The sequence below is a fragment of the Butyrivibrio sp. M55 genome, from assembly GCF_900116865.1.
Classification (GTDB): Bacteria; Bacillota; Clostridia; order Lachnospirales; family Lachnospiraceae; genus Butyrivibrio.
Genome location: NZ_FPCD01000003.1, coordinates 165,512 through 182,063 on the forward strand (window position 1 = coordinate 165,512; position 16,552 = coordinate 182,063).

The 16,552-nt window shown below is 42.2% G+C and carries 13 protein-coding genes; all 13 read right to left on the reverse strand.

Annotation, left to right across the window (positions count from 1 at the left end; translation table 11 throughout):
* Positions 1–1,203 carry an FprA family A-type flavoprotein gene (locus BM398_RS05030; RefSeq protein WP_092336696.1) on the reverse strand — a complete coding sequence of 401 codons (1,203 nt, stop codon included), beginning with the start codon at positions 1,201–1,203 and terminating at the stop codon, positions 1–3.
* Between the two features lie 88 nt (positions 1,204–1,291).
* Positions 1,292–4,408: a hybrid sensor histidine kinase/response regulator gene (locus tag BM398_RS05035; protein ID WP_092336697.1), complete on the reverse strand. Its 3,117-nt coding sequence runs from the start codon at positions 4,406–4,408 to the stop codon at positions 1,292–1,294.
* Positions 4,408–5,703, reverse strand: coding sequence for an ABC transporter substrate-binding protein (locus tag BM398_RS05040; protein ID WP_092336698.1), 1,296 nt, complete (start codon positions 5,701–5,703; stop codon positions 4,408–4,410). The genes BM398_RS05035 and BM398_RS05040 overlap by 1 nt, the downstream gene beginning before the upstream one ends.
* A 27-nt stretch (positions 5,704–5,730) precedes the next feature.
* Positions 5,731–6,237 (reverse strand): flavin reductase, encoded by a 507-nt coding sequence (locus BM398_RS05045; protein WP_092336699.1) that lies wholly within the window; start codon positions 6,235–6,237, stop codon positions 5,731–5,733.
* A gap of 25 nt (positions 6,238–6,262) precedes the next feature.
* A complete protein-coding gene (locus BM398_RS05050) occupies positions 6,263–6,766 on the reverse strand; it encodes a GreA/GreB family elongation factor (RefSeq protein ID WP_026656352.1) in 504 nt (167 codons plus the stop codon).
* A gap of 84 nt (positions 6,767–6,850) precedes the next feature.
* Positions 6,851–7,714, reverse strand: a complete 864-nt coding sequence (gene fba, locus BM398_RS05055) for a class II fructose-1,6-bisphosphate aldolase (protein WP_092336700.1) — start codon at positions 7,712–7,714, stop codon at positions 6,851–6,853.
* A gap of 116 nt (positions 7,715–7,830) precedes the next feature.
* Entirely contained in the window at positions 7,831–9,924 is a 2,094-nt protein-coding gene (locus BM398_RS05060; protein ID WP_092336701.1) for a glycoside hydrolase family 13 protein, read from the reverse strand.
* Positions 9,925–10,178: 254 nt separating this feature from the next.
* The gene (gene ftsH / locus BM398_RS05065) at positions 10,179–12,038 is read right to left on the reverse strand and encodes an ATP-dependent zinc metalloprotease FtsH (RefSeq protein WP_092336702.1); all 1,860 of its coding nucleotides are present in this window, start codon (positions 12,036–12,038) and stop codon (positions 10,179–10,181) included.
* A 43-nt stretch (positions 12,039–12,081) separates the two neighbouring features.
* Positions 12,082–12,606, reverse strand: coding sequence for a hypoxanthine phosphoribosyltransferase (hpt, locus tag BM398_RS05070; protein WP_092336703.1), 525 nt, complete (start codon positions 12,604–12,606; stop codon positions 12,082–12,084).
* Entirely contained in the window at positions 12,599–13,975 is a 1,377-nt protein-coding gene (gene tilS, locus BM398_RS05075; protein ID WP_175531847.1) for a tRNA lysidine(34) synthetase TilS, read from the reverse strand. Before tilS ends, hpt begins: the two co-directional genes overlap by 8 nt.
* Positions 13,976–14,097: 122 nt before the next feature.
* Positions 14,098–14,409, reverse strand: coding sequence for an FtsB family cell division protein (locus BM398_RS05080; RefSeq protein WP_026656347.1), 312 nt, complete (start codon positions 14,407–14,409; stop codon positions 14,098–14,100).
* 58 nt (positions 14,410–14,467) lie between these two features.
* Positions 14,468–14,707 carry an RNA-binding S4 domain-containing protein gene (locus BM398_RS05085; protein WP_092336705.1) on the reverse strand — a complete coding sequence of 80 codons (240 nt, stop codon included), beginning with the start codon at positions 14,705–14,707 and terminating at the stop codon, positions 14,468–14,470.
* A complete protein-coding gene (locus BM398_RS05090; RefSeq protein WP_175531848.1) occupies positions 14,708–16,543 on the reverse strand; it encodes a PEGA domain-containing protein in 1,836 nt (611 codons plus the stop codon). It abuts the gene before it with no gap.
* Positions 16,544–16,552 lie beyond the last annotated feature (9 nt).

Consider the following 16,552-nt stretch of genomic DNA (forward strand, 5'->3'; position numbering starts at 1 on the left):
TTAAAAGCGTGAATTTGCAACAGCATCAGCAAATGCCTGAACTGCATCCATATCACCTGCTGAAAGAGCACTCTTAATAGTCAGATTCTGTTCAAGTATTTTGACATTCTTAAGTGTTGCAAGTTTATCTGTCATAAGCTTAACCGTAACAGGGGCCCATGTTCCGTTCTGTCCGAGGGCAAATATCCTGTTCTGAACACCAAGCGCGATCATATCGTTTATAAACGCTTCCATCGGAGGATAGATTCCGCCGTTATATGTAGGACAGATAAGAACTATCTTGCTGCATCTCCAAACTTCACCGATAAGATATGACACATCTGTACCTGAAACGTCATATACTTTAACGTTCTTTCCTGTCTTCTCTCTTATAGAAGCTGCAACGGCCTCTGCAGCGCTCGCTGTATGTCCGTAAAGACTTCCGTAAACAACTGCGATATCATCCGTCTCTGCCGTATATGTGCTCCACTTCTGATATTTATCGAGAAGCCAGCCTATATTTTCTCTCCATACGGGACCGTGAAGGGAAAGTATCAACTTAATATCAAGTCCTGCCGCCTTCTTAAGAACTGTCTGAACCGGCATGCCATACTTACCTACGATGTTTGCGTAATATCTTCTTGCGGAATCAAGGAAATCTTTCTCATAATCATACTCATCCGCAAACAGTCCGCCATCGAGTGCTCCGAATGTACCGAATGCATCTGCGGCGAAAAGAGCTTTCGATGTAACATCATATGCCATCAATACCTCGGGCCAATGAACCATGGGAGCAGCAACAAATTTAAATGTGTGCTTTCCTGTTGAGAGTTCATCCCCTTCTTTTACTTCCAATTTTTTATAGTTTTCAGACTCGGGGAAAAACTGCTTCATAAACTCAAAAGATTTGCTCGAGCTGACCACTGTAACCTCAGGAAACATCGTAACTACAGTGTTTATAAGAGAACAGTGATCGGGCTCCATATGAAGTACCACAAGATAGTCCAATTTTTTACCCGAAATAACTGTCTTAAGATTCTCAAGATATTGGTCTGAAATTGTTATATCAGCAGTGTCAAAAACTGCCGTCTTCTCATCGTCAATAAAATAGCTGTTGTATGAAACGCCTTCGGGAATCGGAAAAATATTCTCAAATCTTGCAAGTCTTCTGTCACTTCCTCCGATCCAGAAAATATCATCAATTACTTTTTTTATGCCGTTCATATAAGTCTCTCCTCTCAAAAAGATAATTTGCAATGATATAAAAACAGGGACTACAGTATGCCTCTGCACTCCCTATTTTCTCATAAATTCACGCTTTTTTAAACTCCATTATTGTCTTTTCGACAACCCTTATATCTATAGGTTTCGAAATATGTGCATTCATTCCCGAATCATAACTCTTTTGGATGTCGTCGGCATAAGCGTTTGCAGTCATGGCAATTATAGGTATTTTCTGCGCCCATTCATCCTTAAGACCACGTATCAGGATAGTCGCTTCGTATCCGTTCATAACAGGCATCTGAATATCCATAAGGATCATGTCAAAATCGCCTTCCTTTGAACTCTTTACTTTCTCTACCGCATCCTGTCCGTTTACGCACCTGATAACCGATGCTCCTTCCATAGCCAAAAGCTCTGTCAGAATATCCGCATTGATATCATTGTCTTCCACAGCAAGGAATTTCATTCCGTTAAGCGGATTCTCCGTCTCTTCATAGTTTTCTTCCTTTGTCCTCTCTGCAATGTCATTTAATGACTGTTTAAGACTTGATATAAAGAGCGGCTTCTGCAAAAGATCGTTTGCCCCTGCCTCTTTTGCTTCGTCTTCTATAGACTCAAAATCATCCGCCATAACTATGATCAAAGTTGTCGCTGATTTTGACTTATCTTTTGCCCTGATAATTTTTACAATTTCAGGTGCCGTCATATTCTGTACTTTCTGGTCCACAAGAACCAGGTCTACAGGTGTATCCTCAGCCTGGCAGACATCTATAAGATGAAGTGCCCCAAATCCCGTTGGCGCTTCCATAACATCAACACCATCGATATTAAGCTTCTCCGCAAGCTGTTCACACTCACTGTGTTTGCTGTCGATAAAAAGAATCCTTCTTATGCCGTGACTCTTCCAGAAATCAACGTCCGCTTCATCCACTGCCTGAAGCCTCAAATTGACTGTAAAAGTACTTCCTTTTCCTTCCTCACTTTCTACTCTTATAGTGCCTCCCATAAGCTCTACAAGACTTCTTGTTATAGCCATTCCAAGGCCGGTTCCCTGAATCTCTTTATTTACATGACTTTCTTCTCTTGAAAAAGCCTCGAAAATCTTCTCCTTGTACTCAGCCTTCATTCCTATGCCGTTATCCTTTATGATAAAGGTCAGATCCCTGAAGCCTTCCGTTGCCGATTCAGACTCGATTATAGTAAACTCGATTCTTCCTCCCTCACCTGTATACTTAATGGCATTGCTGAGTATATTCATGAGGATCTCATTAATTCTCTGCTTGTCACCCAAAAATACATCGTGCTCAAGTCCTTCTGTATTAACGATATATTTCTGCCTTTTTGTCTTGGCCTGATATCCTATTACTGAGTTGATCTCTTCAAGGAGTATTCCCATCGCCATTTCCTTGATATCAAGTGTAGTCGTTCCGCTCTCAATCTTACTCATATCAAGTACTTCATTAAGTAGTGCCAACAAGCTCCTTGAAGCAAGGCTTATCTTTTTGGAATATTCCCTTACTTTTTCGGGCTCATCCGAGTGCTTTTCGATGAGGAGCGTAAAGCCTGTTATTGCATTCATAGGAGTCCTGAAATCATGCGACATATTTGCAAGGAAATTAGTCTTCGCTTTGTTCGCCGCTTCTGCCGCGTTAAATGCCTCCTGAAGCTGATGATTTCTCTTCATCTCCTGTGTCCTGTCATACAGGGCTATCGCAAGCCTTCTTCCGCTGTCATCTATTGTGCAGGCTACAGCGCCTCTGTAATACAGGTCCGTATTGAGAATAAAGTTATGCAATTTTATCTCATCCACGATCTCAACTTTACCTGTTTGGGCACACCTTTCAAATATCGTACTAAGCCTGTCATCTTTGCCTGGTTTTTGCACGATATTTATGTTTCTTATATCCTTAAAAAGTTCCTTTGAAGGAATACCCAAAATATCCGCAGCATTGGCTGTAAGGAATTCAACACCAAAGCTCTTTGCATCTACAATCGCGAGAATATCGTTGTTTTTTTCAACCACAAAATCAAACAACCAGTCTCTGTAATGGATATCATTTTCCTTAAGGAACAACTCCCTCTCGTTCCTTCTCTTAATCTCATCAACCATTGCCTTAAGCTGGGCAGCCATACTTATCATCGAATCATACAGCTGTCCTATCTCGTCTTTTCCCTCATCGACAATGGCCACTTCAAAATCGCCTCGTTTTATGTCTTCTGCAATGATATTCAGTCCTTCAATTCTTGAGCACAGACGATTTGCCATCTGCGATGCTATAACAAAACCAAGTATGAGGATTGTAATGGCTATGATAAGGTCACCCAAAAGAATCGTGATCTCATCCGCAAGCATTTCCCTGCTGTCGATATAATAATAAAGCTTCCAGCCGTTATTCATTTCTCCGGCCTTGATTATCAGGTAATCATCTGTCGACTTAAACCTGTCAAGTTCTGCATATTTTCCTTCCAAAATATCTTCTGTTACTTTTCTGTCCAGTTCACTGCTTCTAAGTTCCTTTTTGGTGACTATCTTATTTGATGAATCAACGATCGCAAGTCCGTTGTCCATATACCTGGTACTCGTGGTAGCTGAAAAAAATCTCTTTTTATCCACCTTTAAAGTTATCATTCCGATCATCTTGGAAGTGGTCGCCGCATCCAGGAGAGATTTTATGATATACACATCTCCCTTTCCGTTCATAACCCATATGCTTTCGTTTTCATTTTTGCACATCTCATACCACTTTTTTACTTCTTCATCTTCGGGATAACTTAAGAATTCACCTATTCTATTCTCCTTGATTCTTTCCGAATAAATATGTATTTCTTCAATGTCGTTGTCACTTCCGATGTAATACCATATAAGCGGCTCGATTGTCTCCGTCATCTCGGCTGAAAGAGTGTATGGATCTGCATCTGCATGATCGAGGGCGCCTCTGAATGCTTCCTCATATAAAAAAAACTTGATTACATCAGTCTCTCTTTTTACCCCCGTTTCTATGCCATTAAATATCACCTCGGCACTTCCCTGCATAGATGCTTTCGTAAGCTCCGTAACATTGCTCTTGGAAACCACATATGCATAAATACCGATGATAATAATAGGCAGTACTACAAGCATGGCAAAAATAGCTTTAAGCTGATGCTTTATGCTTCTTAGTTTTAAAAGTTTAAGTAAGCCGTCCATACTTTTTCCTCTAGACATCAGTTGCCTTCAACGATTGCTTTAACCTTCTCGTCTATCCTCTTAAAAGCATCTTCAAGATTTTCCCTTCCAAGCAACACCTGCTGGAACTCATTTTCAAGCTCAACAGAAATCTCTCTGCTGTAATATCCCCATCCCGTATAGGGCAAATATAGATTGTTCTCAAGCGCATCTTGTAAATTGTCGAACTCATGCGGCGAATCAAATTTGACATTCTTAAGATAGGTTTTGCTGCCCGGCGAATCTTTCCAGATAGCCTTCTGTCCCATAAGCGTGGTTAAAGACCTTGCAACCTCCAGTACATCACTGACATTATCACCGTCGTTTACCACCGCAAAACCATATTCGCATCCGCCCGTCAAAAGTTCCGTTCCGTCATCCTTTCCGCCAAACGCTATCGTACCCAGATTTATTGAAGGATTTTCTTTGTATATCTGGTTATAATCCTCAGGTCCACCGGATAAAAGAACTGTCTTACCATCCGCAAACTCTTTTATCGCCGCCTTTTTATCCATAAGACACATATCTTTGGTAAAGATCTCATCCTCGATCATCTTGTACCACATCTCCATGTGCGGATATACCTCTTCGTAAAAAGAAGCTTTTCCCTGCCCGAGTCTTTCTCCAAAGTCTTCTCCTTCAGGAGTCCTGAAATACGATGCCTGCATTATGGCCATTGCGCTGCTTGCAAGACCTTCTTTATCTTTTAATCCAGATGACAACGGTTTCATTCCATGCTTGCGTATTGTTGCGCACATATCATAGAAATCCATATATTCTGAAGGCGGTTTAAAACCGAACTTTTCAAAATAATCTTTGTTTATATAAAAACATTCATACGCACTGACACCCGGAATCGCATAATATTCATCCATATATTTGAATTTATCGAGTGCTTCTTCGTCAAATCCGTTGACCATCTTTGTAAGAGGCACAAGATATCCGCCTCTTGCGTATCTTTTGGCCATATTTTCTGTTACAAAGATGATATCGGCCGCACCATCATAAGAAATCTGTGAATCGATCACAGACTCATAGTTGGTTCGCTGTACATACGTATATTTAAAATCATATTCGGGAAATCTTTCAGCCAGATAGGCTTTGAAATTTGTGATATAAGAATCCTCGTACCACGTAGCAATACGTATTTCTTTACGGGTATTCTCCTCTTTTGGCGCAAGAACAACCTGTTGTGCATTATCAGATACTTCTGCACAACTGCACAAAAAAGACATCGTAACCGTGACAAAAACTAATATGCTTACAAAGAGCCTTTGCGTTTTGACGTTCTTCATATATTCCTCATAAGATAGCCTGATCTGTTATTTCAACAATATCGTCTGTACCTCACCTACATACATGATGTACTTATCATTATCAAGATGCAGGTCGCGGATTATACTCTTATCAATAAAACTGCTCTCATCAAAGGGATGCGCATATAAAACTTTGCATGGTATTACCTCATGTGCTTCATCAATAAAAGGTATTCCTTCATAGTTATTGACGTTAAGCCTGGATCCGGCAATCTTATCCTCATCTCTTCCCGATACCATTCCAAGGTATTTAAGAGCTCCGCGATAAGCCTCCTGATTCACAAAGCTTATGGAATATTCCCCTGATTTATCAATGCACTCTCTTGTATATCTGTTTGCGCGAACAAATATGAAAGTGACTCTTTTATTCCATACGTATCCCACTCCGCCCCAAGAAGCGGAGACTGCATTAATTTTTTCGCCATTCTTACAGGTAATAATTATCTTCTGTCCAACAAAACTGTACGCACCCTCTTCGATATCTTCAGGGTTTACCGGTTGAAATGCGTGCATAATACCTCCATCTCGGAAAGACCGATTAGAAATCTCTTATTTTGTCGTTATCAGTTAATCCTGTATTTTCTATTTTTGTTATCGTTACACCGTAACTATATTCTTCACTTACTTTAATAGTAACATGGTCTCCTACTTTATGTCCAAGTAATTGTTTTCCAAGCGGAGACTCGATGCTGATAAGTCCCTTAAGAGAATTCTGTCGCATTGTTGTAACTATTTTATACGTTTCTTCGCTCTTATCTTCATCCAGAACAACCGTAACCGACTTGTTCATTCCGACCTGATCTTCTTTGCTGTCGTCATCAATTACTTTAGCGGTCTTGATCATTCTCTCAAGGAATCTGATCCTGCTCTCATTCTGGTTCTTAGCTTTCTTGGCTGCGTAATACTCGAAGTTCTCAGAAAGATCGCCCTGTGCACGAGCTTCCTTTACATGCTCAAGAAGTTCCTTTCTCACAACAACTTTGCGGTGTTCAATCTCCGCTTCCATGTCCTCTATATCTTTTTTTGTAAGTTCGTTATGCATATTTTTACCTCTGTAGTTGATAAAAAGGCGAAGCCAAACGGCTTCGCCTCGTTAATTTTATAAGTTGCCCACGGAAATAAACGATCAAGCCTTTCCAACTGATCCGAAGAGCTCCATCTTCTCCTTAACTGTAGCCTTGATAGCATCAGCGCCGGGAGCAAGAAGCTTACGAGGGTCAAATCCCTTACCTTCAAGATCCTTACCTGCTTCAACATATTTACGTGTTGCTTCTGCGAATGAAAGCTGGCACTCTGTGTTAACGTTGATCTTTGATACACCAAGTGAGATAGCTTTCTTGATCATTTCTGCAGGAATTCCTGTACCACCGTGAAGAACGAGAGGCATAGCTCCTGTCTTCTGCTGGATAGCATCGAGAACGTCGAATCTAAGTCCCGGCCATCCTTCAGGATATTTACCATGGATGTTACCGATACCTGCAGCAAGCATATCTACGCCAAGATCAGCGATTCTCTTACACTCGTTGGGATCTGCACACTCACCCATTCCAACTACTCCGTCTTCTTCTCCACCGATTGAACCAACTTCTGCCTCGATAGAAAGTCCGAGATGATGAGCAACGTTTACAAGCTCTGTTGTCTTAGCAACGTTCTCCTCAATATCATAATGTGAGCCATCAAACATGATTGATGTAAATCCGGCCTCAACACACTTATAACATCCGTCGTATGTACCGTGATCTAAGTGAAGAGCAACGGGAACTGTGATTCCAAGGCCCTTATCCATTGCCTTAACCATTGCTGATACAGTCTCAAATCCTGTCATGTACTTACCTGCGCCCTCAGATACACCAAGGATTACAGGTGAATTGAGCTCCTGAGCTGTTAAAAGAATAGACTTTGTCCACTCAAGGTTATTGATGTTAAACTGTCCTACTGCGTAGTGACCTTCTTTTGCTTTTACAAGCATGTCTTTTGCGGATACTAACATAGTTTATCTCCCTTACATTATATTTTTGTAGGCGCTATACTATACCCACGCCTTATTGAACGACTAAATCTATTATATACTTACCTTCCTAAAAAATAAAGTTAATCATTTCACAATCATTCAAAGCTGATGAAGTTGTCAGCCCAGAATCCTTCTGATGAAGTAGGTGCGGTGCTGTCGTACCTAAGGATCAGTCCCGATTTTCTCGATACCGTGACCGTCAGAATACCGTCTTTTACCCTCATATTGCTTGATTTATCGATAAATCCCTTTCCGTCGGTAAGCATAAGCTGTGTAAGCAGCGCTTCCTTCGGAATTCCTATGGGCATAACATCGATTTCTTTGGTAACCTCATATTCATTATTATTTATCACAACAACAGAGGCCGCAGTCCTGTTAAATCTGCCGTATGCAAGGAAATTAAAGTCTGCGTACAGTTCTCTTATCGACCCTTCCGAGAATTCCTTATGTTTCTTGTGAATTTTTATCATCTTCTTGTGATATTCAAGCATCTCAAGGTCTTCTTTGCCCCACGGATAAGTCCTCCTGTTATCGGGATCCGTAAATCCGCAAAGGCCGACCTCATCACCGTAGTATATCGTCGGTGCACCGGGCCATGTCATCTGGATCATCACCGCTTCGCGCATTACAGGCTTACTTATTCCCGTATTTGCCGATGACGACATAAGCGTGCTGCTCCGTCCGACCTTCTGGCTCGTTCTTGTAAGGAATCTCGAGTGGTCGTGATTGGACAACTCATTCATTGCCGTATACAGGGAAGGCATAGTGAAATTCTCGCCTCCTATATATAACATCGTGTCAAAAAACTCCCTGGCATTTCCTATACGTGTCGGCTTAAACTCATCGCTGTGCTTGTCCATTCCCGTAAGGAACCATGTCACAGGCTCCATGAAAGCATCATAGTTCATAACCGTATCCCACTCATCGCCCATAAGCCAGCTTGCAGCGGGACCGTACTGCTCAGCGAGAATTATCGCCTTAGGATTGGCCTTTTTTACCTCTTCCCTGAACCTCTTCCAGAAATAATGATTATATTCCTGGGAATGTCCAAGATCGGCTGCAACGTCAAGCCTCCATCCGTCTGCGTTATACGGAGGTGAAACCCACTTTCTTCCTATGTTTAATATATATTCTTCAAGTTTCTTAGAGCCCTCGTAATTAAGCTTGGGAAGCGTATCATATCCCCACCAGCCGTCATAATGCGGATTATATGGCCAGGCATCTCCCGTAAAAGCAAAGAAATCATGATATGGACTGTCCTTGGAAACATAGGCGCCCGGCTCATATCCCTTGCTGTTCTCGTAAATCCTCTCTCTGTCCATCCACTTATTAAATGAACCGCAGTGATTGAACACACCGTCCAATATAACCTTGATACCGCGCTTATGCGCTTCGCTTACAAGCTCTGCAAATAGCTTATCACTCGCTTCAAGGTTCTTTTGGTCGGTAACACGCTTGATATATTTGGTTGCTTTTGTGTTATCATGCTCATTATTTCCAAGCACGCTTCCACCATCCTCAACAATCTTGCCGAAATGAGGATCTATATGATCATAATCCTGGGTATCATACTTGTGGCAGGAAGGCGATACAAACAGCGGGTTAAAATAGATCGCATCTATCCCAAGATCCTTGAGATAATCAAGCTTATCCATAACGCCCTTAAGATCGCCGCCATAGAACTCTCCGAAATCATACTGAGGATCGGGGTATCTTTCCCACTCACCTACCTTCAGCACGTTTCTTCCGTTATAAGAATATTCACCGGAGACAACGTCATTATCCTTGTCTCCGTTACAGAATCTTTCCACGAATATCTGATATATCACCGCACCCTTGGCCCACTTGGGCGTTGACAGGCCGGGATATACCTTGAAATTCATGCTCTCCATTATATTGGTAACAGCGCCTCTCTTATCATAGTAAAAAAAGCTGCCGTCCATTCCTTCGATTTCAAAAAAATAACTCGCAGGCTCTTCACCTACATTTACGGATGCATCGAAATAATCGAACTCTCCCGATGTCTCCGAATATGTCATGGGATGTCTTTCGCCTTTCCACACGAGAATAATTTCAGATGCCTCAGCCCTCCTGCATCTGAATCTTATATCTACCTTTCTGTTTTTGTCCGGTTCCGCAGGCCTTAGGTAGTCTAAGGTCATATCATGGAAAAACGCTCTCTCATTCATAAGTCATTCCCACCGGTCATATTCGCGCACATTTAGGCCGCGTAGACTCCGTAACATTCGTATATAAAGCAAAAAAGACAGCATAGCTGTCTTTTCTAAGAGAAGGTATTTCTTTCTTATGGGGTATAGCAAAAAACTATATAATGTATTGGGGGGTTACGCATATTATACTAACACCCACCCAAACCCGCGTAAAGACTAACACTTCACAAAGTTATCAAAAACAGCTATGAGTTTTTGTGCAATTTTCACAATCAGATTTCTAATGCATAATCGATATCAACGTTGTGACCTTCGAATAATGCTTCAAATTCCTCTCTTCCGATCTTCTCCTTTTCTATGAGGAGTGCTGAACTGCTGTGCAGAATGTCCTCATACTTAAGAATAATCTCTTTTGCTTTTGCGTAACACTTGTCTATTATGGTCTTTACTTCTTTATCAATCTCGCCTGACATAAGCTCACTGTGCTTCTTTGAATGAGATATATCATAGCCGATGAACACATCTTCTTCATTGTCATCGTAGTTTACAACACCGATGGTCTCTGACATTCCGTACTTGGTAACCATACTTCTGGCTTCCTGTGTAGCTTTTCTGATGTCGCTTGATGCACCTGTTGTAATATCGCCAAAGATGATCTCTTCTGCGATTCTTCCTCCGAGAGATACCATGATCTCCTGAAGCATCTTGTTCTTTGTAAGGAACATATCATCATTCTCGGGAAGAGGCATTGTATAACCCGCTGCGCCAAGTCCTGTAGGAATGATAGATATTGTATGCACAGGTCCCACATCCGGAAGAAGGTGGAACAAGATTGCATGGCCTGTCTCGTGATAAGCCGTTATCTTCTTTTCCTTCTCGGAAATGATCTTACTGTGCTTCTCAGTTCCGATTCCAACCTGAGTAAACGCCCTGTTTATATCATCGGGAGTAATAAACTTCCTGCTGTCTACCGCTGCATTTATAGCTGCTTCATTAAGAAGGTTCTCAAGATCTGCGCCTGTGAATCCGGCAGTTGTCTGAGCAAGCTGCTTAAGATCCACATCGCTTCCAAGAGGCTTATTATGTGCATGAACCTTAAGGATTGCCTCTCTTTCACCAATGTCAGGTCTTGTAACCGTAATCTTTCTGTCAAATCGTCCGGGTCTTAAGATGGCAGGATCGAGGATATCAACTCTGTTTGTGGCAGCCATTACGATAATTCCCTCGTTCACACCAAAGCCATCCATCTCGACAAGCATCTGGTTAAGTGTCTGCTCTCTCTCGTCGTGTCCGCCGCCCATACCTGTACCACGTCGTCTTGCAACCGCATCAATCTCATCAATAAAGATTATGCAAGGCGCATTCTTCTTAGCCTCGGTAAAAAGGTCTCTTACTCTGGATGCCCCTACACCAACGAACATTTCTACGAAATCGGAACCTGAAATACTAAAGAACGGAACGCCCGCTTCACCTGCAACGGCTCTTGCAAGGAGTGTCTTACCTGTTCCGGGTGCACCTTCAAGGAGAACACCCTTGGGAATTCTGGCTCCGACAGCCGTGAATTTGCCGGGATCCTTCAAGAATTCGATTATCTCAGCAAGCTGCTCTTTTTCTTCCTTAAGTCCCGCTACATCATTGAGCTTGACCTTGTTTTCATCACCTGTTGATAACTTTGCTCTGCTCTTTCCAAAGTTCATCATTCGGCTGTTTCCCGAACTGCTCGCCTGCATATTGCTGAACATCGAGAAAACGAATACCATTACGATAAGTCCCACTATAACGGGAATGATTCCATTTATAAGCACATTCTCAGACGGAATGTCTTTTACCTCTGTCTTAACACCCTTTTCTGTACAAATGCTCTCAACTTTGGTCACATCAGTTGTGTAGAATGTCACATCATCTGATGCATTGTTGAAGCTTACTCTTACAGAACCTGTAGGTGTCTCGGAATTGGGCATGATCATTACATATGCGACTGTATCTGCATTAAGATCGCGCTCAAATTCATTCATGGAATATGCGCCTGACTGGCTTGAAATGAAACTCTTACCATATTCAATGAATATCACGCAAACAAGTAATACTACTACAAATAGAAAAATTGAATTAAAACTTTTATTCCGGTTCAATTGCTTATGTTCCCCTTTCGGAAGCTTTTTTATGACGCCTTTATCAATTAAATTCTACTACTCCGATATACGGAAGGTTACGATATCTCTGATCGTAGTCAAGTCCGTATCCTACAACAAACTCATCGGGAATATTAAATCCCGTATAATCCACTTTTACATCTGTAACCCTGCGCTCAGGCTTATCTAGGAGTGTGCAAAGCTTGATGCTTGCAGGCTCTCTGTCGCCGAGCATCTTGATAAGATACGACAACGTTCTTCCCGAATCAACAATATCCTCTACTATAATAACATGTCTGTCCTTAAGAGGTTCATCGAGATCCTTCACAATCTTAACTACACCGCTTGACTTAGTTGAACTGCCATAGCTTGATGCTGACATAAAATCCATCGTAACAGGGACTGTGATACGCTTTGCAAGCTCACACATAAAGAACACTCCGCCCTTTAAAACACATACAAGGTGCACTGTCTCACCCTGATAATCTCTGCTGATTGCTTCCCCAAGCTCCTTTATTCTCTTGTCAACTTCCTCTTCTGTCAATAAAACGCGAACTGATTCAGCCACAGTAATTTCCTCCATCCAAAAAATTTATAGCCAAAATACTTTTTGTATCTTCACTCACCTTGGTATTAGCACTTATTCTGTACCCCGGAACCCACAAAACATGGTCTCCGTCAGCCATTACATAGATACTGTCTCTTCTGTCTATAGGAATTTTGACATCTGTCATGAACTTCGACAGCTTTTTCTTATGAATGCCGCTTCCCGTTTCAATAAATATATAATCATCGGGTCTTCTGCATCTAAAAACGGCTGCTTGTATTCTATCACAATCGAACCATTTAGTATACGTACCGCGCGGAATACTTGCGCCTTTTACAAACTCTATTACGCTTGCTTCCATCCTTCCAAGCCCCGGAATGTCATAGCCGGCCTCACCGTCTTTTTTTACCCGGTCAAAAAAATCTATAACAAGCGAATTATCAAGGCTTTCCGCCGCTTTCTTCGAAAGCGTAAGTACGTCGTACTCTCTCTTTGCGACAAGCCCGTACGGAAGGTCGACATACGCCGTTCCTCTTTCCGATGCCATGATATCCGTCACCGCATCAACGTGACTTGCCGTAATGTCTTTCCTGTTTGGTGTAAGCATCTCGAAACACCTTAAGATCACGTTCTTTTGGATAAAAAAATCTCCGCTCTTAAGAACCTTTAATTCTATTCTGACACTTTTTCCGTCAAAGGTACAAGCCTTGTCAAAAAGTTCTGTCGTAACCTTACATATAAAGTCATCCGCGAGGGCAAAATCAGACGCCACTCTGCACAGATGCTTTACCGCCTCTGCATTTATATTCTCAGTCATATAAGGAATAAGCTCGTTTCTTACCTTGTTCCTCGTATGGATATTCTCGTCGTTGGTGGCATCGTGACAAAAAGATATTCCTTCGCCCGCAAGATACTCCTCAATTTCCTGTCTCGTAACGCACAATAAGGGCCTTATCACATTATCCCTAACGGCACGTATGGCACCCGCACCATGAAGCCCCGTTCCTCGAAGGAGATTTAAAAGAAGTGTCTCCGCCACGTCGTTTCTGTGATGTGCAACCGCAATCTTAACGGCGCCTTCTTTCTCAGCTATCTTGCGAAAAGCCTCGTATCTTACATTCCGTCCCGCTTCTTCTTCGGTCAGCTTATTTTCTCTTGCAATTCCGGGGACATCCTCTTCCACCAGATAATAACTTATTCCCCGTTCTTCGCAGAAGCTACGGGTAAACTCTGCGTCTTCTCCCGCTTCTTCCCTGATACCGTGATTTACATGAACCGCAACAAGCTCGATGCCAAGAAGCTCTCTTAACTTATACAAGACCAGCAAAAGTGCGACAGAATCCGCTCCTCCCGAAAATCCCACAAGGATCTTTTCTCCGGAAACTGCCATTTTATTGGCTCTTATATAGTTTAGTACGGTGTTTTCGAATCTGTTCATATTGAAAAATTAAAGCGCAGACCTATACGTACCCGTATCATTGTCTGCGCTGTGCTCCGCAAAATAATAACAAATTACCTGTCCTCAATTTTAAAAACAATCTCACCGGGATAAACCAGTCCAAGTTTATCCTTAGCGGTTTCTTCTATATATTTTCGTGTCTGGGTATATCTTTCAAATTCGGCTATTTCCTTGCCTCTTGCAACCTCGGCGTCAATCTGGGCATTGAGGTAAGCTTCCTTCTCCTCATACTCATTAACCTTCTCAAAAAGACTGATGCTCTTTATGGACACAACAGTCGCAAGAATTATAACCACACACGACGCGAGCGCGATGCCCGCTTTATTTTGAAAACTACGCCTTTTATAGCGTGCTTTTGTCGCCATATCGTACCTCTTCAAATGCTTTTATATATTTTATTTTAATACATGCTATAAAAGCCTGTCAAATGTAGCGATAGAGCTCTGTTACGTCTTCTTTGTGTATTGTTTCCCGCACATCAAGCACTTCGACATTCACGTCTTTATTACCAAATCCGATGGTTATCTTATCTCCGACCTTTACATCGGCAGACGCCTTTGCAGGCTTTCCGTTTATCTGAACTCTTCCCGCATCGCAGGCTTCATTCGCTACTGTGCGTCTCTTTATCAGTCTTGTTACTTTCAAATACTTATCTAATCTCATTTATTCCTCTCCTGATGCGGTATTTGCCGCATCGCCGTTGTTATTTTTATCTTTCCCTGTCTTATCTTTGCTGTCGCCGGCCTTTTTACCGTCTTTATTATCAGGGTCTTTCTTATTTACAGACGTTGTCTCATCTTCTTTTGTCGAACTCTTATTAGCTGCGTCTGCCGTTGATTTTTTAGACGGACTTTCATCTTCCTCGGAAGAAGCCGTGCTTGCATAATGCGCGGTTGCAGTCGTTTTCTCTGTAGCTGAGGATGTATCGGACTTCTCCGATGAAGAAGGAGTCTCCTTCTTACCTAAGTCATGCGTTGTAGATTCGGATGCTGCCTTAGACGGATTCTCAGTCTGTTTTTCAGTCGAAGCGGCTGTGGGAGTCTCTTCAGACTTAGGCTTAGTCTCAGTCACAGTATCCTCCTTCACTTTTACCATCTCACCCAGGTTATATGACACATCCGACTCATCCGCGTCTATGTTCACGCGAAGACTCTTCGTATTATAACCATTTTTCCTAAGTATTATCTCATGATTTCCTGAAACCTTTTTAAGGCTGGTCGGCACTACACCTATATAATTCCCATCAAAAAACAGCTCCGCTCCTTCAGGCGAATCCACATAAACCTTGTAACCTTCGATAACCTTATTCTTCTGGTTCTTCGTCTTATCCTTGTCAGTTATGCTTGAAGCCGATGTAGCAGCTGAGCTCTTTCCCGGAAGTGACGCAACAGAAACAGCGCTCGATGACTTGTTTGTCTTGTCATACGACGAAGAAAAAGACGAACTGTCTGACGATGAGCTGTTTGATGAATCCGCACTATCAGAATCAGGCTCAAGTTCTATCTTTACCACAGACTTAGGCGTACCCACCTTAAGATACTTGTTCTGTGTGATATATCCTTCGGCCATTACCTTGAGATTGTGGTAACCATAGCTTACAGACTTTGAAGTATCGGCAAAAACCTGCTCCCCGTCGATGTAAATCTCGGCATCTGCGGGAGTTACCTCAAATGACACAAGTCCCTCTTTTGGCTTGGTTATCTTGACATTTCTGGTATCAATGACGGTTTCCTGGTTCCTGCTTATTGTGACATTTGTTTTATACTCTGCGCCGTTTCCGATGATCTGCAGATTATAATCGCCCTCGGGCGCACTAAGCAACATATTGGGAGAAATCTTGTAAATAACGTCATTATCAAGCTCAAGCCATGCTCCGACAAGACTGTGTTCATCAACAGTGTCGGATGACAGGCTGACATAACCGTGTCCGCTTGTAACAACAACGCTGTATACCTCTTTTCCAATTCCGTATGCCTTGATATTGTCGGTCGTAAGTACATTCTCTGCTATAGCAGGCGCTCCGTCCGCAAGTATCAGTGTTCTTGAATCAAGCTTGTAAGTTTCACCCTGTATTCTTGCGGTACCATCGCCCCTTACAAGTTCGTGACTACGCGTATCATCGATAGTCCACGCTTCATCCGATACCTTAAGCGAAGTGATATGCTTGCTGCTCTTAAGGAAATTGACATCAACAATCTGACCTTCCTCTAAGAGTCTTGCCGACATGGGCGTTCCTCTTAAATCGTACATCATGCTTGTATTGTCATATTTAAGGGTATACGTCTTTCCCGTAGAATGATTTCTGAATCTGATTTCCTTATTTTCCGAATCTATGGAACGAATTGAAGCAGTGTCGGAAGAATCGTATTTTCCGATAAGCGATACGCTCTTCTTTTCATTTTTTACGGCAGCACTTACATCTGCGCTGTATACGCAGGTAAAAGCGGCCGCAAGAAACACTGCCGTAAATGCTCTTACAGATCTCATGATTATTCTCATGTTCATCCC